Below are 20,108 nucleotides of genomic sequence, written 5' to 3' on the forward strand. Positions count from 1 at the left end.
TTAGCCGTGAATATCTTCGATAAACTCCGCAAGCGCCAGGAATCCCTGCAGCGGCAATCTGCCCCGCAGGGTGCCGATGCCCCCGTGGCCGGGTTCGGAACTCCCGCCGGCATCGGTTCCATGGGCGGTGCCAAGGACGTCGAAAAGACGCTGCGCACCCACACCGGTCAAGTCCCGCGCGAATTCGTCACGCCTGTCGAGGTCACCGAAGACCAGCGGCGGATAGTCGCCATGGCCGTGTCCGTGCTGCTTAATTACCCAGGCGAAGACATCTTTGACCGCCTCTCCGTGGTCGAAGACCAGGTAGATGACCTGCCGCTGGCCATTGCCACCGACTTCATCAACTTCGCCGAATGGGCCCGCAGTATCGGCCCGCGCGGCTTGGAAGAGCACTACGTCGAGACCTTTGATCAACGCCGCCGCTGCGCGCTGTACCTGTCCTACTTCGCCGTCGGCGATACCCGCCAGCGCGGAATGGCCATCTTGTCCTTCCGCCAGCAATTGGAATCGCTCGGCTTCGAAATTTCGGATGAAGAACTACCCGATCACCTCTGCGTCGTCCTCGAAGCCCTCGCCATGAGCGAGGGGGACACGCACGAGCGCGCCGTCGAATTGGTAGCCAGCTACCGCGAGGGAATCGAGGTGCTGCGCGCGGCCCTCGCCCACGAGCGCTCGCCGTACGTCAGCTTGATCGTGGCGCTGTGCAAGGCCCTTCCAGAAGTCGATTCTGATACCGCGCAAAAGTACGTCGATCTCATCCGCACCGGCCCACCCGCCGAGATGGTCGGCATTGCAGACCTTCCCTTCCCCACTACCCAACCAGACCTCGTCTAGGAGCCACATCATGTTTGATAACTTCCTCTGGGGTGCCTTCCCGTGGTTAGCCATCGCGGCATTCTTCGTGGGCATCTTCTGGCGGTGGCGATCCGACCAATTCGGCTGGACCACCCACTCCTCCCAAATCTATGAATCCAAGCTGCTGCGTTTATCCTCGCCGCTCTTCCACTGGGGCATGGTTTTCGTGGTCATCGGCCACCTGATGGGCTTGGCATTCCCCAAGTCCTGGACCCAGGCCGTTGGCATCAGCGACCACGCCTACCACCTCCTGGCCACCATCCCCGGCTCCATCGCCGCACTGGCGGTCCTGCTGGGCTTTGCCGGATTGCTGTACCGCAGGCTAAAGAACCGCTCCGTATTCTTGTCCACCTCCACCTCGGACAAGGTCATGTACGCGCTGCTCGGCCTCGCGCTGGTATCGGGCTCGTTTGCCACCTTTACCCTGCAGCTTTTTGACCTCGCTGGCACCGGCGGATACGACTACCGCGAGACCATTTCCCCATGGCTGCGCCAGCTGTTGATTTTCAACATTCAGCCCGACCTCATGGCCAGCGCCCCGTGGCAATTTAAGGTCCACGTCCTCTGCGGTTTCACCATCATCGCAGTATGGCCCTTTACCCGCCTCGTCCACGCATTCTCGGCACCGGTTGGCTACGTCACCCGCCCCTACGTGGTGTACCGCTCCCGCGATGAACGCACCACCCCGATGCGCTCCAATACCGCGTGGGAGCCTATCCGCTCCAACCGGAAGCAATTGGAGGGAGAAACCCCTGGCCACGGTGCCTAGGTAGTTCCTCGGTCCTTTTCACCACCGCGCGTCGTCCAGTATTTGGATGGCCCGCGGCGGTTTCCTTATGTCTGAATCTACTCCGACGCTACCCACGCGCCCACCCCGCGCCCCCACTCGCCCTTCGCGCTCACCGGCAAAGCGGCGCGGCCGTGAAATCACCACCCGGTGAGCGCCAAGGGAAGGTGCCGATCAACCCCCGCACCCTTCGCGCTCACGAGGAAAGCGGCGCGGCCGTAGATACTTCCGCCCTGTGAGCGCCAAGGGGGAGGCTGCGATCAAAGGACCCCCGCCCTTTGCGCTCACGAGGAGAGGTGGATCTATCTCTCTACAGTGCCCTGGTGAGCGCCAAGGGCGGGGGAACGAAGTGCGCGGGAACGAAGGGCGGGGAACTAAGGCCGCTTTATTCGGTGACGACGAACTTGCCGTGCTGTCCCTTTTCCGCGTTAGTCATGATGTGGTTGACAAAGGAATACGTTCCAGGCTCGTTGAAGGTCATCTCCACGAACCCGCCTTGTGCGGGGAGCAGGTCGAGGGCTTGCGAACCGGTCTTATCCTCGTCCTTGATGAGGTAAGCACCTTCCTTATAGGCAGTATCGAATTGCTCGCCCACCACGTGGAAGCTAAGCGGCTGATCGGGGCCCACGTTCAGGATCCACAACCGGACGGTATCGCCCACCTTGGCCTTGATGGGGTCGACGTCGTACTGGCTGGGGTAGTAATTAAAGGCCATGAGGTCGAAGTCGCCATCGGCCACGCGCTGGGCGTCGGCGCCGGTCTTTTCCTCACCGAGGAATACATCGTTGGCGATGAAGTTGTACTCGGCATCTACGTCCTTGAGATCTGGTGGATCGATGATGACGTTACCGGCCATGCCGTTGGCGATGTGCAGGGACATCGGGGCGGTTGAGCAGTGATACATCCAAATGCCGGAGCGATTCGCGGTGAATTCGTAGGTTAGTTCTTCCCCGGGCTGGATGGACTTCATGTTTTCATCCGGGTTGACCTCACCGGCGTGGAAGTCGATGGAATGGGCCATGCTGCCCTCGTTCTTGATGGTGATCTTGAACTTATCGCCCACCTTGCCGCGCAGCGTCGGCCCTGGCGCCTGGCCATTAAAAAGCCATTGCATCTGCTTAACTCCTGGGGCTACCTCAACGATTTCCTCGGTCATCGACCAGGTTTCTTCGTGCGTGGTGGTATTAGCCGCCGGCGCCAGGGAGGCGTCATAGGCGCTAAAACCTTCGCGGGAGGCACCGAGTTCGGCGGCGCTCGGAACATCAACGTGCGGGTTGGATGCCCCTGCCACGGCGTGGTGGTGATCGTGCCCGCCGGTGCTTGGCGCGGAATCGTCCACGTTGACGTCAAAGGTCATACCTTGCAGGCGGTGACCGGCAATGGTGCAGTAGCCTTCGATGCTGGATTCGATGACACCGGCATCGAGCTGCACGGTATCGCCGGGATCGACGCGGCCGGTTTCGGCATCACCAATCTTTAGATCGTGGACTTGGTCCCCGGTATTGGTGAAGTTAACCACCAAGTGGGTGCCGGGATCGATATCAACGTGGTTGGGGACGAAGGCCATACCATCGACTTCTACGTCAATGGTGTGGGTTTCACCTTCGGCAACAGAGCCCGCCGGTTGAGAGTCCTTAGAGATGGTATTGACTAGGGCGAGCGCGATCACCGCGGCCAGCGCGATACCGATAAGTAACCACGAGGCCCATTGGGAGTTACCGGACTCCGGCGGCTTATCCTGTGGCTGTGGGGAAGAAACACTAAGCATTTAATTCTCCAGATTCTGTTGTTGGTAGACGGCGCGTCCCACGGCAAGCACGTTTAATGCTAAGCCTATCCCCATGAGGATAAGCCCAGCAGAAAGGGCGTTGACAAGGCTCAGCAGGGCGCCGAGGTTGATGAGGACGAGTCGGGCAAAACCGGCGCGGTCCGCGGTATCCCGGCCGTGGTGCACCTTGGCAGGACCGCCTCCCACCAGCGTGGGCAAGAGATGGTGCAAGACGCCGGTGACCAGCTGCAAAATGCCGCCGCCGATGAAGGCCGGAACCACAAACAGCGTGATGACGCGCGGGTAAGCGCCGAGCGCTGCGGCGACGGCATCGCCGGCGCACAGGGCCACCATCCACAGCAGTCCTGCGATAACGGATACCGATGCTGTGGTGAGCCGGGGGTTGCACCCCAGCACAGTGGCCAGTACCGGTTGGATGATCATAATTGCAGCTAGCACGACAAGCAGCTGGGCGATGCCCGCCGCGCGCGTCCACCCCACCGCGCCACAGACCATGGCCAGTATTAGCCCGGTGCAGTGGACGATGAGCCCGCGTGTGCACCGCATCCGCGCGGTGGGCGAAATCGCGGTATTAGACAAGGTGGGAAGCAGCGTCACGATGGTGCCCACGATGGTCAGCCACGCAAACCCCCAGACCATGCCGCGCGAGTGCGCTGCCACTAGGAAGGAATAGTTACCCACGCCATTGCCGCTTAAGATCACGAGCACCACGGAGGCGATCATGAAGATGGATGCGGCCGCATAAAACGGCACCGTCACCGCAAAGGATCCGGAAAGCGAGCCGCGCAAACGCGTATAGGTGAATACGAGCTGCCAGGCAAGGGCGGCGATGATGAGGAGGGAGGCGGCATCGGCAAGCAGGCCCCAGTCATAGCCCGCGCGATCGATCATGAGCAGGATGAGGCCCACCTGGATGAGCGCCACGCGCGCGCCCACGCCGCGGTAACCATTATTGGCGGTGCGGGTGAGCGCCTCGGTGAAATGGGTGGAAAATACGATGATGGCGGTGGTCAGCGCGCCAATGGTCAGCGGGTGGATGAGTTCCCACCACACCACGGGGGCGCCCAGGTGGCCCGCCACGTTGATGCCGATGCCGATGAGTACCCACGCGCCGATAAGCGCGGCGGTAAGGATATGCCAGCGGCTGCGGGCGGCCAGGGAGATGTCATTAATGCGCACGGTGGGCCTCCTTCACCGTCAACGTAATGCCGCAGGCGAGGAATACCAAGACGGCGGCGATGGTGGTCAGGCCACCTACCTGGTAGGCAACGGTGTGGCGGGCGACATCGGCAAGAATGCGCAGCGCCAGCCCGCCGTGCAGGACCGCTACGGGGAGAAAAAGCACCGGATGGTAGGGCAAGTGGCGGCGGATGACGGAGGTAATGATGATGGGGGCATGGGCAAAAATCATGGACATGACAAAGCCTAAAAAGATGGCGTGCACCGAGGCGTCGTAGGCAAAGCCCGAGCTTTCGCCATAAAGCAGCCAGAAATATCCGCCCAGGGCCAGCCAAAAATACCCGGCGAGCATGCAGGCTGCGGAATAGCGCGGCAGCCCGCGCGAGCGCACTAGGTTCTTCGCCACATCCACGCGCACGGTAGAAACCGCAACGCCGATAAGCGCCGCACCCATCGCGCGGTAGCCCACGGCCGGGGAAAGGATATAGACCACGCTGAGCGCCGCCAACCCCAAAACCCACAGGGTAATGCGCTTTTCCGCCTGGGTGCCGGCCATGGTGATGCGGGCAAGCTCCATGCGCTCGCCGATGATCGTCGCTACCACGTAGAGCACGCACAGCGGCATCGCCGTAGAAAAGGCCGGCTCCATGGCCCACAGCAGTGCCGCTGCTACCCCACCGATGACGCCGGTGGCCTGCACAATGATGGGCAGGGCCGGCTGGCGCCGGTGGATGGTGGCATAGATCAACCCCAGCACGATGAAGCCGGCGGCGAAGCACAAGGCCGGGACCTGCCGCGGTAAGCCTGCCACGATGCCCACGAAACCGGCTACGTGGAAGATGGGTCCTGCCCAGGCCCACCGCGTGCGCACGGCGACGGCGCGCTCTAGCCCAATGGCGCCGCCGACAAAGCCAAAGACCATCAGCGGGCCGTGATCGGCGGCGACGGAGGCTGCCGACGAAAATCCCACGCCGAGCAGGGATGCCCCGGCGGCGAGCCCAACCAGCAAGGACAGCCCCGCGCAGGCAAGGAAGAAGAAGCGGTGCGCGAGCCTATTATTTATCACGGCTTTAATCGTACTAATATTGGTGGCAAGGTAAAACCCTCGCCCCACCTCCGAAAGGATGATCCTCGCCATGGAACTTCCCATCACCGATTCCTCCCAGCAGAACTCCATCCCCACGCTCAACGCCACCGAAATCCCCCACGCCGTGCGCCACGGCGCCATCCACGGCGCTTTGGGTACGCTGAACGTGGGCCAAGCCATGGTCCTCATCGCCCCGCACAACCCGCTGCCGCTGCTCAAGGAAGTAGAAGAGCGCGCGGAGAAATTTGAGCTGTCGTACCTCAAGGAAGAAGAAAACGACTATCACATCAAGTTCACGCGAATTTCGTAACGTGTTTCCTTGCAAGTCGATACGCTATGTGCTGATAACTCCATCTCTTATACCCTGTTGCCTACATAACACGGAGCATTCACTATGAATAAGAAATTTGCCGCAGCCGCCGTTGCTGCGACCGGCTTGGCGCTCTCCGCCTGCTCTCCCGATACCTCCACCACCTCCGATGCAGAGCAGACCAGCTTGAACCTCTTGGCTGCATCATCCACCCGCGTCATCAACGACGAACTAGAAAAGCGCGCTTCCGAGCTCGACACCCCGGTTGACCTCGAGTTCCAAAATGGCGGCTCTTCTGACTTGGTCAATAAGCTGAGCGAGGGCGCTCCTGCGGACCTGCTGCTTACCGCGTCCAAAAAGACCATGGACAAGGCAATCAATGACGGAACTGTGAAGGACCCGAAGGTGCTTGCCACCAACGTCATGGTGATGGTCGTACCGAAGGGCAACCCGGGCAATATCCACTCCATCGAGGATCTGCAGAACGAAGACCGCTTCGTCATCTGTGACCCGCAGGTTCCCTGCGGCGATATCTCTTCCCAGATCATCGAAGAAAACGACCTGGACGTAAAGCCCGCCTCCCAGGAGCAGCAGGTCGCTGACGTTTTGGGCAAAGTCGTCTCCGGTGAGGCCAATGCCGGCTGGGTCTACTCCACCGACGCCGCGGCCGCTGGCGATGATGTAGAGGTCATCGAGATCCCGGATGCTGATAAGTTTGCCAACCAGATCCTGGGCGCAGTCTCCGCCGAGGCTGAGCACCCAGAAGAGGCACAAAAGGTCCTCGACCTGTTGGCCGATGACTTTGATAAGACCTGGGAAGAGTACGGCTTTAACCCAGCAGATTAATCAATGACCCCTCCCCAGCCCATTCGCCTTCAGTCTCCCCTCGTTATCGGCCTTATCGGCCTCATCGCGGTCGTTGTTATCCTCGTTCCCGTAGCCTCGCTGGGTCTGCGCGTACCGTGGGACCGCATCGGCGAATACCTCGCCAAACCGGAAATTTGGGACATGCTCAAGCTGTCCTTCACCGCGGCATTCCAATCAATGCTGCTGGCGATGGTACTGGGGACCGGTCTTGCCTTATGGGTCCAACAGCTTGGCCGGGGCAGCGGCGTTATCCGCCTATTCATCTATTTGCCCCTGGCCATGCCACCCGTCGTGGGCGGTTTGGCGCTGACCGCCGCCATTGGCCGCCGGGGCTATTTGTCCCCGCTTCTTGACGCCATCGACTTCCATTTTGCTTTTGCTTTCCCGGGCGTCATCGCCGCGCAGTGCTTCGTCGCCTTGCCCTTCGTCGTGGTGGCGGTCGATTCCGCCCTGCGCCAATTGGATCAGGAGATTTTGGCCTCTGCCGCCAGCATAGGCCTTTCCCGCTGGGAGGTACTGCGCAAAATCACCATCCCCTCCATCGCCCCTGCCTTGGCCACCGGCGCCGGCCTTGCCTTTGCCCGGTCCCTCGGCGAGTTCGGCACCACGCTGACCTTCGCGGGCTCCCAGCCGGGCGTGACCCGCACGATGCCGCTCGGCATTTACTTGGAGCGCGAGGTCGATACCGATGGCGCCTACGTGCTCTCCGCCGTCCTCATCGCGATGGCGATTGTCTGCCTCGCCCTCGCCGGGCTGCCCTCGCTCCTCCAGCATTCCTATCAGGCGCAGGCCCGCGAGCTGCACAGCATGGACTACGAGAAACTCCGCGCCCTGACCGCCCCGGATAATGCCCCTGCCCTATCCGTCACGGCGGATGGGGAGACGACTGAATTTACTCCGCGCGCGATCACCACCATCGTCGGTTCCAATGGATCGGGCAAAACCACGCTGATGAGCCGCATCGCCGGGCGTCTGACCGGCGCGGAGATTAGCGCCAACCAGGATGACATCGTCCTGCTGACCCAGCGCCCCGGCCTGCCGCCGCAGGCTACCGCCAACCAAGCCATCGCGATGGTCACCCGCGATAAGCAGCGCGCCACGCAGTTGCTGGAGGCTGCGGGCTTGCGTGAGCTTAACGATGTCCCCGTGCCAGCCCTTTCCGGCGGCCAAGCCGCCCAAGTCGCCTTCGTCCGCGCGCTCGCCGCGCGGCCCGCCATCCTGATTCTAGATGAGCCCTTGGCGGCCATCGACGTGGAATCCGCCAGCAAGTGGCGCCGCTTCCTGCGCGCCACCCGCCGCGACCGGACCACGCTGCTGGTGACCCATAATGCGCTGGATATTGCTGGGCTTGCCGATGACATGGTGGTCATGAATTCCGGCAACGTCATCGCCCACGGCTCGGCTGCGGATTTACTCGATGTCCCGCCCACCGGCTTCGTGGCTTCCATCGCCGGGCTCAACCGCGTAGAAGGTACCGTCAAAGCCGCCACCGCTACCGAGACCATCGTCTCTTGCGGGAGCACAACCATCACCGGTGACGCGAGCGATCTCCGCGCCGGCGATAAGGTAGTGGTCACGTTTAAGCCAAGCGACATGCACCTTACCTCTGAAGCCTCTACCGGGGTCAATCACTGGTCTACCAAGGTCATCGCGGTGGAAGCGGCCAGCATGGCGGGTGCCCGGCTGAGCCTGGATATGGGCGGACACACCATTACCGTGCCGGTCAGTAGGCAGACGGCTTTAGGCATTGATACAGGAAATACCGTATCCTATAGCGTGGCTAAAGATAAGATTTCTGTTAATCAAGCCCCTCATCAGCACCCAGAGATACGAAGTTAATCGCATGCCCAATTCGCTCCCACGCCCCAGCTCCGACCTTTTCCCAGAAGCGCTCAAGCTATCTCCTAAGCAGCGCGAGGTGCTCACGCAGCTGCAGCATTATTCGCGAGGAGCCCGTGCAGCGGAGGTAGCAAAAGATTTAGGCATGCACGTCAATACCGCGCGCGGGCACATCGATGAGCTCATTCAGGTTGGCGCCATCACCGCCGTTCCAGAACGCAGCTCTGGGCGCGGGCGCCCTTCCCTGGTGTACCAGGCCCGCGTGCCGGATAACCGTGCCATCGCAGAGGAATACGTCAGCCTCATTAGCGTGCTGACCTCCATGCTCGCGGGCAAGGAAGAGCTCGATGATTTCTCTTCCCCACAGGCCCGGGAATTGGGGCGGCAATGGGCGCGCGCTACGGGCGCGGATATCCAGAGCGGCGCGCTCGATACCCTCTTTGCCACCCTGCGCGATATGGGGTTTGATCCTTCGCAGGGCGCGGATCCTTCCGAAATCGAGCTGAATGCCTGCCCGTTCGTCTCCTCCGGGACCACGCCGAGCCCCTTTGTCTGCGCCATACACGCTGGCTTTTTGCAAGAAGCCAGCGGCACGGACACGGACATTGCCTTAACCCCGATGCAGCGCCCCGAGGTCTGCCAGATCGAGATTAAGCCTGTGTAACTTCCACGCGGACTGGGCCCGCGACCTTGAGATCGAAGACGCGCAGGCCCTGCTCGCGGGCATCATCAAGAATGCTCTCGTCGATGTCCTCCGTGTGCAGCACCATCACCGTCGGCCCCGCCCCAGAAAGATAGGCGGCGTACCCGCGGTTGCGCAGGCGGTTCACCCACTCCGCGGTCACGGGGAGCACGTCTGCGCGATACGGCTGGTGCAAGCGGTCGCGGGTGCCTTCCCACAGTAATTCCGGGTAATTCTGCAATGCGGCTACCTGGACGGCGGTGCGGGAGACGTTAAAGGCGGCATCGGAATGCGTCACGTGCGAGGGCAGCACGCGGCGCACCGCCTGGGTGGAGGCGTGGGAATCCGGCACCAACGCGGTCGCCCGGATATCGGGATGCACGTTGATGGTAGCGGCCTTGTATTCCGGCAAGGAGCGGCCATCGACGGGCACCGTCGTCCACGAGACCACGGCGCTGCCCAGCACCGAGGCCGCGGCATTATCCGGGTGTCCCTCAAACGCCGAGGACAATTGCACCAGCTGTTTTTGGATCAGCGGGCTGCCTGCCAACGCATTGCCCGCGGCCACGCCGGCGACCGCCGTGGAGGCAGAAGAGCCCAAGCCGCGCGATTGGGGAATCGTATTATGCGATACCACGCGCAGCCCTGGCACCGTGGCTTCGGCGGCAGATAGTGCGGACCGGATGGCCTTGACCATCAGGTGCGATCCATCGCGTGGGAGCTCTTCTGCCCCCTCGCCAAAAATCTCCACCTCGAGGCCGGAGGGAATGACCTCCACCTCGGCGGTGTCGTACATGCTCAGTGACATGCCGAGGGTGTCATATCCCGGTCCCAAATTCGCCGTGGAGGCGGGGACGGTGACTATCGCTTTGGTGCCGACTTCAACTTCGATGCTCATGGTGACTAATATATCGAACCGATTTAGCTGCCCAGGCGGATGACCGAGTGAACGGCCTTGACCTCATCGAGCTCGCCCAAGGCGGAGACGATGTTTTCCAGGGTTGCTTCCTTGGCGGCGTGGGTGACCACGATAAGGCGCGCGGTGTCCTCGCCGTCTTCTTGGCGCACGGTGCGCAGGGATACCCCATGCTGTGCGAAGAGCGCCGAAATGGCTTCCAAGACGCCGGCGCGGTCCTGGACTTCCATATCGATGTGGAAGCGGGTATCGACCTCGCCAAAGTCTGCAATGGGCAGGTTGGCGTAGGTATTCTCGCCAGGCGCGCGACCGCCGTGCACGATATTGCGGGCGGCACCGACGACATCGCCAAGCACTGCCGAGGCAGTAGGGTTGCCGCCGGCACCATTGCCGTAGAACATGAGCGACCCGGCGGCTTCAGCCTCGACGAAGATGGCGTTATAGGACTCACTGACAGAAGCCAGCGGGTGATCCTTAGCCACCAGGGTCGGGTGCACGCGCGCGTTGACCACTTCGGATCCATCCTCGCGGCGGAGGCGCTCACAAATGGCCAGCAGCTTGATGGAATAGCCGGCATCGTTTGCCGCGGCGATATCGTCTGCAGTGATATCGGTAATGCCCTCGCAGTGCACGTCCTCGAACTTCACGCGGGTGTGGAAGCCGATGGAGGCCATGATGGCGGCCTTCGATGCTGCGTCGTGGCCCTCCACGTCCGCGGTGGGATCCGCCTCGGCATAGCCCAAGCGGGTAGCTTCCGCCAGGGCTTCGTCATAGGTGGCGCCGGTGGACTCCATGGCATCCAGGATGTAGTTGGTCGTGCCGTTGACGATGCCGGAAATGCGCTCGATTTGGTCGCCCGCCAGGGAGCGGCGCAGCATACCCACAACCGGAATGGCGGCGGCCACGGCGGCCTCAAAGTAGAGGTCAACCCCGGAGCGTTCCGCAGCCTCGGCCAATTCATCAGCATGCGCGGCAACGAGCGCCTTATTAGCCGTCACCACAGACTTGCCGGAATTAAGCGCGGTCAAAACCAGCTCGCGCGGGAAATCGATACCGCCGATAACCTCCACCACCATGTCGATATCATCGCGGGAGATCAGGGCCTTGGCATCATCAGTCAGCAGCTCATTAGGCACGCCCGGGCGCAGCTTGTTCTTGTTCTGGATTGCGATGCCGCGGATCTCTGCCGGCCCGCCGATGCGGTGAGCAAAGGCATCCGCCTTTTCATCTAAGAGGCGGAAGACTTCCGCGCCCACGGTGCCGAATCCAAGCAGTGCAATGCCAACGGTTTCGCCTTCGCCCTTGCCGGTACGCGAATGTAGCTGTAGCTCACTGTTTGAAGCATCCATAGTCCGTCTCCATGTTGGTTTAGTGGTGGAAAATGTCCCCCGCTTTACGCGGCTACAGGACACTATACAGAACGAGCTGTCTATATTGCGACATGCGGGGGATAATATTCGTTCAGCTACAGAAAACCCCCGCCGCACGGGCCGAATGCGGCACCTGCTTAACGGGGGTAGTACTGACTTAATCCACTTCCAAGGACAAGAGGTCCTCGATGGTTTCGCGCCGCAGCATGGGTTTGGTATTTCCCACGCGCGTTGCCACCACAGCCGGGCGCACCGCGCCGTTATACCGAGACGACATCATGTACTGATACCCACCGGTGGCCGCGAAGGCGAGCAAGTCCCCCGACTGGATATCATTGGGCAATTCGCCTTCTTCTAGCAAGATATCGCCGGATTCGCAGTGGAAGCCCACGATGCGCGAGGGCACCATCTCACCATCGCTAAAGCGGTTCACCAGGCGCACATCGTATTCGGAACCATAGAGCGCGGGGCGGATATTATCGGACATTCCCCCGTCGATGGAAATATAACGGCGCACCGGCAAATCGGCCTTGCCGGTTTCCACGTCCTTGACCGTGCCCACGCGGTAGACGGTCACGGCAGAACCCGCCACCAAGGAGCGACCCGGCTCCACGAGGAGGAACGGCGCCTTAATGTCGAGTTCTTCCGCGGTTTGGTCCACAGCTCGCAGCATGTCCTTTGCCACGCGGTCAATATCCAGCGCTTCCTCATAGGGCATATATGGAATACCAAAGCCGCCGCCCAAATCCAGCTCGGCAAGGTCAACGCCCAGCTCGGTGTGGATTTGGCGGTAGAGCTCCAGCACGCGCTCGGCGGCGAGCTTAAAGCCCTCAGCATTAAAGACCTGGGAGCCCACGTGGCAGTGCAGTCCGCTCAAGTGGAGGTTATCCACCTCGAGGCAGCGCTTCGCGGCAGCAAAAGCCGCACCCGTGGCCAGGGAAATACCGAATTTCTGGTCCTCGTGCGAGGTGGCCACGAACTCGTGGGTATGCGCGTCCACGCCCGGCTTGACGCGAATCATCACCGGCTGCACCACGCCCGCCTCACCGGCGATACGGTTGAGCTCTTCGAGCTCCTGCTCATTATCGATGACCACGTGGCCCACGCCCGCATCCACGCACAGGCGCAGGTATTCCTCGTCCTTATTATTGCCGTGCGCGGTAATGCGCGCGGCTGGGAACTCTGCGGCGAGCGCAATCTTTAATTCATTGAGCGCGCCAGCATCGAGGCACAGGCCCTCTTCATTGACCCACTGCACTACCTTTTTGGAAATGAACGCCTTGGAAGCATAGTGCACGTGATCCGGCCCGCCGAAGGCACGCGCCATATCTTGGCACCGCGAGCGGAAGTCGTCCTCATCGAAGACGTAGAGCGGAGTCTGGAATTCCTCTGCCAAATCCGGCAAGGGCACTTCCGCCACGGTAACGACGCCGTCCTCTTGGCGGCTCACGTTCCGCGGCCACACGTGCGCGGGTAGCTCGTTGAAATCAGCCATTTACATCTTCTCCGGTGCGCTCACGCCCACCATGGTCAAGGCATTGGACAGGACGACGCGGGATGCTTCCGCCAATGCGAGGCGTGCGCTGTGAATGGGCTGCTCTTCCTCCCCCGCCTTGGGCAGGACCTGGCAGGTGTCGTAAAAACGGTGGAACACGCCCGCCAGCTCTTCGGCATAGCGCGCCACTCGGTGCGGCTCGCGCAGTTCCGCGGCATCTGCCACCACGGCGGAAAACTCGCCGAGGGTGCGGATAAGGTCGCCTTCGCGCTCATGCTCCAGCAGCGACAGGTCCGCACCTTCGGAACTAACTCCCAGCTCCGCTGCCTTGCGCCCGATCGAGCACAACCGCGCGTGTCCGTATTGCACGTAGTAGACCGGATTATCCGAGGACTGCGACTCCCACAGGCCCAGATCGATATCGATCGACTGATCCACAGAAGATCGCACCAGCGAATACCGCGATGCATCGACGCCGATGGCGGCGACCAGATCCTCAATGGTGATCACAGTGCCCGCGCGCTTGGACATGCGCACCGGCTTGCCATCGCGCAACAGGTTGACCATCTGACCAATGAGCACCTCCACGCCATCGGCGTCATAGCCCAAGGCAGCTGCCGCCGCCTTCAAGCGCGGGACATAACCGTGGTGGTCAGCGCCCAGCATATAGATATTGAGGTCATGGCCACGGTCGAATTTATCGGCCACATAGGCGATATCGCCGGCGATGTACGCGGCATTGCCGTCCGATTTCACCACGACGCGATCCTTAGAATCGCCATAGTCGGTCGATTTCAGCCACCACGCGTTGTCCGCCTCATAAAGGTGACCTTCAGACTTCAGGGTCTCAAGCGCCTTGTCCACCGCCCCAGATTCGAACAGTGAATTTTCGTGGAAGTAGACATCAAAGTCCACGCCAAATTCATGCAGGGACTGCTTAATCTGGGCAAACATCATCTCTACGCCATCGGCGCGGAAGGCCTCCTGCACCTGCGCAGCATCGCCCTCGAGCGCGTTGGGGTTCTTTTCCACAACCGCGTTTGCGATGTCGCGAATATAATCTCCGCCGTAGCCGTCCTCCGGCGTGGGCTCGCCTTTAGCTGCGGCAACAAGGGAGCGCGAGAAGCGATCGATCTGGCCGCCGTGATCATTGAAGTAGTACTCGCGGGTGACTTCTGCACCGGAAGCCGTGAGTACCCTGCCTAGCGAATCGCCGACGGCGGCCCACCGCGTCCCGCCCAGGTGAATCGGGCCCGTGGGGTTGGCAGACACAAATTCCAGGTTAATCTTCTTGCCTGCAAAGGAGTCATTCGAACCGTAGTCCGCGCCTGCCTGCAGAATCTGGGCGACAATCTCACCCTGGGCAGCGGCGGCTAAGCGGATATTAATAAATCCAGGCCCGGCAATATCGGCTTCCGCAATGGCATCGTGCTGGGCTAATTTTTGCGCTAACCAGCCACCAAATTCGCGCGGATTCGCGCCGGCTTTCTTGGCCACCTGCAGTGCAAGGTTGGTGGCGTAGTCACCGTGTTCTGGGTTGCGGGGGCGCTCTACCGTGACAGATTCCGGCAATACGGACGCGTCTAGGTCATGTTCTGCCATGACCTCGGTGGCGGATTCTTTAACTAAGGTGGCCAAATCAGCTGGAGTCATGTGGCAAGAGTCTAGTTCACTGCCCCGACACGTGCGAAAAGAAGCACTGGCTAACATTTCCGCGGGCGGAGATCACTCATTTAATAGACCTCTTAGGCAAACCTATATTGCGATATATATTACAAAATATATGCTGGTAGAACGTGATTCACACTACATTCCACGCAGTGAATGTGTAGTGTTAATGACACCTCCATGACTTAAAAACTAATAAGGAGCACCGTATGCGCATTGCGCTTTTTTCTACTTGCATTGGTGACACCCTTTTCCCGGACGTCCAAAAGGCGACGGCATTGGTTCTCTCCCGGTTAGGTCACGAAGTTGTCCTTCCGGAGGAGCAAACCTGCTGCGGCCAGATGCACATCAACACCGGCTACCAAAAGGAAACTCTGGGGATGATCCGCTCTTATGCGGATGCCTTCGCAGATCCTTCCATTGACTACGTCGTGGCCGCCTCCGGTTCCTGCGTTGCAGCAGTTCGCGACCGCCACGAAAGCATTGCCGACCGCTTCGGCACTTCCGCCGATGTCGATGGCGCGCAGAAGACCGCGGGAAAGACCTACGATCTCACGGAATTTTTGGTCGATATTGAAGGCGTGACCAACGTCGGCGCTTTCTTCCCACACCGAGTGACCTACCACTCAGCCTGCCACGGCCTGCGCTTCCTTAAGCTGGAAGACCGCCCCTACAAGCTTTTGCAAGAAGTCGAGGGCATCGACTTGGCACCACTAGCCAATAGCGAAGAGTGCTGCGGCTTCGGCGGCACGTTTGCCCTGAAGAATGCAGAGGTGTCCCAGGCAATGGTCTCCGATAAAACCCGCCACATTAAAGACACCCAAGCCGAGTACGTTACCGCTGGTGACTCGTCCTGCCTGATGAATATCGGCGGCGCGCTCCACCGCCAGCGCTCCGGCATTCGCGCCCTACACATGGCAGAGATTTTGGCCTCCACGAAGGAACACCCGTGGCAGCCAAACTCCGCCGCTTACTCCAAGGAGACGATGCTCTAATGACCTCTTTCCTCGACACCACCCCACCACGCGCCCCTGAAGGCTACGGCAACCTGCGCGGCAGCAAGGCCTTCGTCCCGCTCGCGCACGTCGGGCTGAATAACGCTACCCAGCGTCATAACCTGCAGCACGCGACCACCACCATCCGCCAAAAGCGCGCTAACACCGTGCAGGAAGTGGATGACTGGGAGCTGCTCCGCAACGCCGGCTCTGCCCTCAAAGAGGACGTCGCAGCCCGCATGCCGGAATTGCTCGAGCAATTTGAGAAGGCCGTGTCTGACCGCGGCGGCATCGTCCACTGGGCACGCGATGCCAAGGAAGCCAACGAGATCATTGAAGGTCTCATCCGCGAAACGGGCGAAACCGACGTAGTCAAGGTTAAGTCCATGGCTACCCAGGAAATCGGCTTGAACGAGCACCTCGAAGACGCCGGAATCCACGCCCAGGAAACCGACTTGGCAGAGCTCATCGTCCATCTTGGTGACGATATGCCATCGCACATTCTGGTGCCCGCAATTCACCGAAACCGCGCGGAAATTCGCGATATCTTCGTCGATAAAATGCCCAATACGGACGACTCGCTGAAGGCCGAGCCCGCCGAGTTGGCCGAGGCATCCCGCCAGTTCCTGCGCCAGCAATTCATGAAGGCCAAGGTCGCCATCTCCGGCGCCAACTTTGGTGTGGCAGAAACCGGCACCGTCAACGTTGTCGAATCTGAGGGCAATGGCCGCATGTGCGTGACGTTGCCGGAAACGCTGATTACCGTCATGGGCATCGAAAAGCTCGTGCCTACCTTCCAGGACCTGGAAGTCTTCCTGCAGCTGCTGCCTCGTTCCTCCACCGCGGAGCGCATGAACCCCTATACCTCCATGTGGTCCGGTGTGACGGAGGGCGATGGCCCGCAGAACTTCCACATCGTCTTGCTGGATAATGGGCGCACCGCAGCACTGTCTTCGCCCGTTGGTCACCAGGCGCTAAAGTGCATCCGTTGCTCGGCCTGCCTCAATGTCTGCCCAGTCTACGAGCGCGCCGGCGGACACGCCTATGGCTCCGTGTACCCGGGCCCCATCGGTATCTCGCTGACTCCGCAACTTACCGGCATGAAGGACCACAACGATCCATCAGCAAGCCTGCCGTATGCTTGCTCGCTGTGCGGGCGCTGCGATGACGTGTGCCCGGTGAAGATTCCGCTTTCTGATGTCATCGTGGAAAACCGCCATCAGAAGGTCACCCACGCTGCCTCGCCGATCGAGCCGAAGCTGTTCAAGACGGTGCAGCTGCTCTGGGACAACCCGAAGATGTGGGATAAGGTCACCCACCTCGTGACACTTGGCCGCGTGATGGGCGGATTCAACGGCACCATCGAGTCGCTGCCGCTATTTATGTCCGGTTGGTCCGATGGCCGCGATACCGCGATTCCGCCGAAGAAATCCTTCCGCCAATGGTTCGACTCCGATGAAGGCAAAGAGCTGCTGGCTAATGCCCGTAAGGAGGCCACCAAGTGAGCGCAAAGCAAGACATCCTAAACCGCATTCGTTCGGCGCAGAAACAGGCTGGGCTCCCAGATCACGTCGATGTGCCGCGCGAATACCAGCGCGAAGGCACGCTGAATGATGATGAACTGCGCGAAATTCTGGTCGATCGCCTCGAGGATTACAAGGCAGAAGTCCACGTCACGGAGGAACGCGATCTGAAAAAGACGCTGGATACCATCGTCCACGACCGCAACTGCACCGACATCCGCTACGCCCCAGGCATGAATGCCGATTTTTTTGATGGCCTTCCTGCCCGCCCGGACGACGAAGACGCGGATCCGCGCGAGCTTGACGATGCCGATGCCGTCGTCACCGAGTCCCTCGTGTCCTCCGCACAGACCGGCACCATTGTGTTGCAGTCCGATTCCCGCTGCGGCCGCCGCGCCCTGACGCTGGTACCGGACCGTCACATCTGTATCGTCCGCCGCGACGAGATTGTCTACGGTATCCCCGAGGTCATTTCCCGGATGAACCCTGACAAGCCCGCAACGTGGATTTCTGGCCCTTCCGCGACCTCCGATATCGAGCTCTCGCGCGTCGAAGGCGTGCACGGCCCGCGCGATCTGATCGTGATTATTGTGAAGTAGCGTGGCTAGGGTGCCGAGTTAGGGCACCCGTCACGTGGAAATTCCTGCCACGAACCTGAAAGAAGCATAAGCTAACTCTGACAAACGTTATAGGAGTCGGAGCTTTAGCTTATGCTTTCTTTTTCTCGAAAAATCTCTACCGTAGTGTGCGCTAGCGCCCTCGCGCTGGGCGTGGCAGCCCCCACCGCCGCGGCGACGGAGCCGGACATCACCTGGGAGGATTGCCCCGAACAGGTCAACCTCAATGGCGCCGAGTGCGGCCGGGTAGAGGTGCCTACCTACTACGATAACCCCGCGGCCGGCACCATTAGCGTCGGGTTCGTTCGCGTGCCCGCGGCACAACCAGATGCGCGCCGCGGCGCGCTCTTTACCAACCCAGGTGGCCCAGGCGGCGACGCTTATTCTTGGGCTGGAAACGATGCCGTCGAATGGCCCGAGGAAATTCGCAACGAGTGGGATCTGATCGGCGTCCAGCCGCGCGGCCTGCCCGGTTCCACCCCGGTGGACTGCGCTACCACCCCGAACTTCAATCCCATCGAGGCCACCACCCAGATTGGCAAGGCTACTCGTGACGCCTGCGAGCAGAATACCCCTGGCTATACCAACTCTTTAACCACCGCCAATACCGCCCAAGACTGGGAGATGGTGCGCCAAGCGCTGGGCGAGGACGTCATTGACATCGCCGGTGTTTCCTACGGCACCTACCTTGGTTCCGCCTACGCCACCAAGTATCCGCAGCACACCGGCAAGGTGCTGCTCGATTCCGGCATGAGCCCCCAGTTGGCGTGGAACGGCATCTTCGCCTCGCAGCAGCAGGGTTATGAGAATGCGCTGCACGATCTGTTCCAGTTCATTGCGGATAATGACGCCACCTATCACTTAGGCACTACCCCACTTCAGGTCTATGAAAAGTGGTCGCAGAAAGTCGCCATGGAAGCCGGTGCCCGTCCCACCGTATTGCCACCGGATGCGAAAATCGGCGACCTTCCCCCAGGGCTCGAGTTCGCCGGCCAGCCGGGCGCGGACATCATGACCGCCACGGGTGAGCTGCGCGTACAGGCGGAATTCCTCGCCAACAAGGCGCTTAACCCACAAGCGGACCAGCGCGCCTCAATCACCTTGGGTAAGACCCGCGAGGTCGTTCCTATGCCCGCGCACTGGGATGAGTTTGCCAAGTACTTAAACGGCAGCACGCCCCTCGAGGTCGTCGATGACCCGGAGCTTGCCCGCGCGGTGCAACAGCAAACTATCCAGACGATGAATATGCAAAACCTCATCGTCTGCAACGAGAACACCGTCGCCGGCAACCCGTGGCTCTTCCCCACTTATCTATGGTCCAACTTTGTCACCGGCGATATTTTCTCCCTGGTTAATTCCATGTATGGATCTGGCGCCGGGTGCGGCGGCCGCGGACCCGTTACAGGCGGGGCTCCACTCGATGGCTCGCACCTTGCCACCAAACCGCTGCAAATCCAAGGTACGGGCGATCCGCAGACCCCGTACCAGTATCACGAGGCACTCTCCCAGCCCATGCAATCGCGCGTCGTCACCGTCCACGGCCCCGGCCACGGGCACTTTGCGCTGGGTAATAAGGCCGTCGATGAGATTGGCGTGCACTATCTGCGCACCGGTGAGGTAACCACCGCAGACGCACCGGGCCTGATTTAGTTCCGCGGCTGCCGATGCGCTAGAATCACATCGTTGGGAATTTTCCCAGCGATGTCTCCGTAGCTCAGCGGATTAGAGCATCGGTTTCCGGTACCGAAGGTCGCAGGTTCGATCCCTGTCGGGGACACAAAATTTTTAGCCCCTCGCTTTTGCCAGCGAGGGGTTTCACTATGCGCCCCGTTTTCGGATTATGTAGCCACCGAGGGTTCAGGAAGGACCAATCATCCCGAACGCCGAACGAAAATTGTGAGACGGGCTGGGTCTAGCAAGGTCAAAGTCGCGGGCTCCGCTTTAATGTGAGTAAAGATCCCCATATTTAGTCTCTATCCATAGAACATAGAAAATTCCACCGTCTTTCCAGCCAACGAATGGAAGGTTTTCTTGGTGTCGGAACACGCGGAAGGTCAAGTCCGTTTGAGTGGTGTTTCTACCTTTCGATAGAGCATGCAGTGTGATGGTGTCAGGGGCCAGCACGTGCT

The 20,108-nt window shown here is 60.6% G+C and carries 18 protein-coding genes and 1 tRNA gene; 11 read left to right on the forward strand and 8 right to left on the reverse strand.

The window, feature by feature from the left end:
- Window positions 1–6: 6 nt before the first annotated feature.
- Together narJ and narI are read left to right on the forward strand one after the other, a co-directional pair.
- Window positions 7–834, forward strand: coding sequence for a nitrate reductase molybdenum cofactor assembly chaperone (gene narJ, locus QP970_RS05060; RefSeq protein ID WP_005280179.1), 828 nt, complete (start codon window positions 7–9; stop codon window positions 832–834).
- A 10-nt stretch (window positions 835–844) separates the two neighbouring features.
- Entirely contained in the window at window positions 845–1,624 is a 780-nt protein-coding gene (narI, locus tag QP970_RS05065; protein ID WP_005280178.1) for a respiratory nitrate reductase subunit gamma, read from the forward strand.
- 403 nt (window positions 1,625–2,027) lie between these two features.
- On the opposite strand, the gene QP970_RS05070 is transcribed toward narI, so the two are convergent.
- Genes QP970_RS05070 through QP970_RS05080 form a run of 3 tightly spaced genes read right to left on the reverse strand, consistent with a single transcriptional unit; the run spans window position 2,028 to window position 5,676 of the window.
- Window positions 2,028–3,410, reverse strand: coding sequence for a multicopper oxidase domain-containing protein (locus QP970_RS05070; protein WP_239267776.1), 1,383 nt, complete (start codon window positions 3,408–3,410; stop codon window positions 2,028–2,030).
- Window positions 3,411–4,610 carry a beta-carotene 15,15'-monooxygenase gene (locus QP970_RS05075; protein WP_284869748.1) on the reverse strand — a complete coding sequence of 400 codons (1,200 nt, stop codon included), beginning with the start codon at window positions 4,608–4,610 and terminating at the stop codon, window positions 3,411–3,413.
- The gene (locus tag QP970_RS05080) at window positions 4,600–5,676 is read right to left on the reverse strand and encodes a DUF8744 domain-containing protein (RefSeq protein WP_239267780.1); all 1,077 of its coding nucleotides are present in this window, start codon (window positions 5,674–5,676) and stop codon (window positions 4,600–4,602) included. Before QP970_RS05080 ends, QP970_RS05075 begins: the two co-directional genes overlap by 11 nt.
- 70 nt (window positions 5,677–5,746) lie before the next feature.
- On the opposite strand from QP970_RS05080, the gene QP970_RS05085 reads away from it, so the two are divergent.
- From QP970_RS05085 to QP970_RS05100, 4 genes are all read left to right on the forward strand, one after another.
- Entirely contained in the window at window positions 5,747–6,007 is a 261-nt protein-coding gene (locus tag QP970_RS05085; RefSeq protein WP_239267782.1) for a DUF2249 domain-containing protein, read from the forward strand.
- Between the two features lie 84 nt (window positions 6,008–6,091).
- Window positions 6,092–6,853: a molybdate ABC transporter substrate-binding protein gene (modA, locus tag QP970_RS05090; RefSeq protein ID WP_239267784.1), complete on the forward strand. Its 762-nt coding sequence runs from the start codon at window positions 6,092–6,094 to the stop codon at window positions 6,851–6,853.
- Window positions 6,854–6,856: 3 nt separating this feature from the next.
- Complete coding sequence (locus QP970_RS05095) at window positions 6,857–8,713, forward strand: ATP-binding cassette domain-containing protein (RefSeq protein WP_284869749.1); 1,857 nt, start codon at window positions 6,857–6,859, stop codon at window positions 8,711–8,713.
- A 4-nt stretch (window positions 8,714–8,717) separates the two neighbouring features.
- Entirely contained in the window at window positions 8,718–9,377 is a 660-nt protein-coding gene (locus QP970_RS05100; RefSeq protein ID WP_239267788.1) for a helix-turn-helix transcriptional regulator, read from the forward strand.
- Here QP970_RS05100 and thrB read toward each other — a convergent pair.
- The 4 genes from thrB to argS form a co-directional block, all read right to left on the reverse strand.
- Window positions 9,364–10,293, reverse strand: coding sequence for a homoserine kinase (thrB, locus tag QP970_RS05105; RefSeq protein ID WP_239267790.1), 930 nt, complete (start codon window positions 10,291–10,293; stop codon window positions 9,364–9,366). The genes QP970_RS05100 and thrB overlap by 14 nt on opposite strands.
- A 23-nt stretch (window positions 10,294–10,316) precedes the next feature.
- Entirely contained in the window at window positions 10,317–11,660 is a 1,344-nt protein-coding gene (locus tag QP970_RS05110) for a homoserine dehydrogenase (protein ID WP_284869750.1), read from the reverse strand.
- A gap of 178 nt (window positions 11,661–11,838) precedes the next feature.
- Complete coding sequence (gene lysA / locus QP970_RS05115; RefSeq protein ID WP_284869751.1) at window positions 11,839–13,176, reverse strand: diaminopimelate decarboxylase; 1,338 nt, start codon at window positions 13,174–13,176, stop codon at window positions 11,839–11,841.
- Entirely contained in the window at window positions 13,177–14,829 is a 1,653-nt protein-coding gene (gene argS, locus QP970_RS05120) for an arginine--tRNA ligase (protein WP_284869752.1), read from the reverse strand. It lies immediately after the preceding gene.
- Between the two features lie 224 nt (window positions 14,830–15,053).
- On the opposite strand from argS, the gene QP970_RS05125 reads away from it, so the two are divergent.
- The 5 genes from QP970_RS05125 (at window position 15,054) to QP970_RS05145 (ending at window position 19,756) form a co-directional block, all read left to right on the forward strand.
- Window positions 15,054–15,839: a (Fe-S)-binding protein gene (locus QP970_RS05125; RefSeq protein ID WP_239267798.1), complete on the forward strand. Its 786-nt coding sequence runs from the start codon at window positions 15,054–15,056 to the stop codon at window positions 15,837–15,839.
- Window positions 15,839–17,344, forward strand: a complete 1,506-nt coding sequence (locus QP970_RS05130) for a lactate utilization protein B (RefSeq protein ID WP_284869753.1) — start codon at window positions 15,839–15,841, stop codon at window positions 17,342–17,344. The genes QP970_RS05125 and QP970_RS05130 overlap by 1 nt, the downstream gene beginning before the upstream one ends.
- Window positions 17,341–17,961 (forward strand): LutC/YkgG family protein, encoded by a 621-nt coding sequence (locus tag QP970_RS05135; RefSeq protein ID WP_239267802.1) that lies wholly within the window; start codon window positions 17,341–17,343, stop codon window positions 17,959–17,961. Before QP970_RS05130 ends, QP970_RS05135 begins: the two co-directional genes overlap by 4 nt.
- Window positions 17,962–18,072: 111 nt before the next feature.
- The gene (locus QP970_RS05140) at window positions 18,073–19,629 is read left to right on the forward strand and encodes an alpha/beta fold hydrolase (RefSeq protein ID WP_284869754.1); all 1,557 of its coding nucleotides are present in this window, start codon (window positions 18,073–18,075) and stop codon (window positions 19,627–19,629) included.
- 53 nt (window positions 19,630–19,682) lie between these two features.
- Window positions 19,683–19,756, forward strand: a tRNA-Arg gene (locus QP970_RS05145).
- Window positions 19,757–19,920: 164 nt separating this feature from the next.
- Here the strand turns inward: QP970_RS05145 and QP970_RS05150 are convergent.
- The coding region (locus QP970_RS05150) for a hypothetical protein (protein WP_284869755.1) at window positions 19,921–20,108 on the reverse strand (188 nt) is incomplete at its 5' end.

Origin of the sequence: Corynebacterium sp. MSK073 (assembly GCF_030232085.1) — a bacterium.
Taxonomy (GTDB): domain Bacteria; phylum Actinomycetota; class Actinomycetes; order Mycobacteriales; family Mycobacteriaceae; genus Corynebacterium.

Bases quoted from the DNA above. Each gene is read 5' to 3' on its own strand.
- narI (WP_005280178.1), top strand. From the start codon at position 845: ATGTTTGATAACTTCCTCTGGGGTGCCTTCCCGTGGTTAGCCATCGCG.
- QP970_RS05070 (WP_239267776.1), bottom strand. From the start codon at position 3,410: ATGCTTAGTGTTTCTTCCCCACAGCCACAGGATAAGCCGCCGGAGTCC.
- QP970_RS05085 (WP_239267782.1), top strand. From the start codon at position 5,747: ATGGAACTTCCCATCACCGATTCCTCCCAGCAGAACTCCATCCCCACG.
- modA (WP_239267784.1), top strand. From the start codon at position 6,092: ATGAATAAGAAATTTGCCGCAGCCGCCGTTGCTGCGACCGGCTTGGCG.
- QP970_RS05095 (WP_284869749.1), top strand. From the start codon at position 6,857: ATGACCCCTCCCCAGCCCATTCGCCTTCAGTCTCCCCTCGTTATCGGC.
- QP970_RS05100 (WP_239267788.1), top strand. From the start codon at position 8,718: ATGCCCAATTCGCTCCCACGCCCCAGCTCCGACCTTTTCCCAGAAGCG.
- thrB (WP_239267790.1), bottom strand. From the start codon at position 10,293: ATGAGCATCGAAGTTGAAGTCGGCACCAAAGCGATAGTCACCGTCCCC.
- QP970_RS05110 (WP_284869750.1), bottom strand. From the start codon at position 11,660: ATGGATGCTTCAAACAGTGAGCTACAGCTACATTCGCGTACCGGCAAG.
- lysA (WP_284869751.1), bottom strand. From the start codon at position 13,176: ATGGCTGATTTCAACGAGCTACCCGCGCACGTGTGGCCGCGGAACGTG.
- argS (WP_284869752.1), bottom strand. From the start codon at position 14,829: ATGACTCCAGCTGATTTGGCCACCTTAGTTAAAGAATCCGCCACCGAG.
- QP970_RS05125 (WP_239267798.1), top strand. From the start codon at position 15,054: ATGCGCATTGCGCTTTTTTCTACTTGCATTGGTGACACCCTTTTCCCG.
- QP970_RS05130 (WP_284869753.1), top strand. From the start codon at position 15,839: ATGACCTCTTTCCTCGACACCACCCCACCACGCGCCCCTGAAGGCTAC.
- QP970_RS05140 (WP_284869754.1), top strand. From the start codon at position 18,073: ATGCTTTCTTTTTCTCGAAAAATCTCTACCGTAGTGTGCGCTAGCGCC.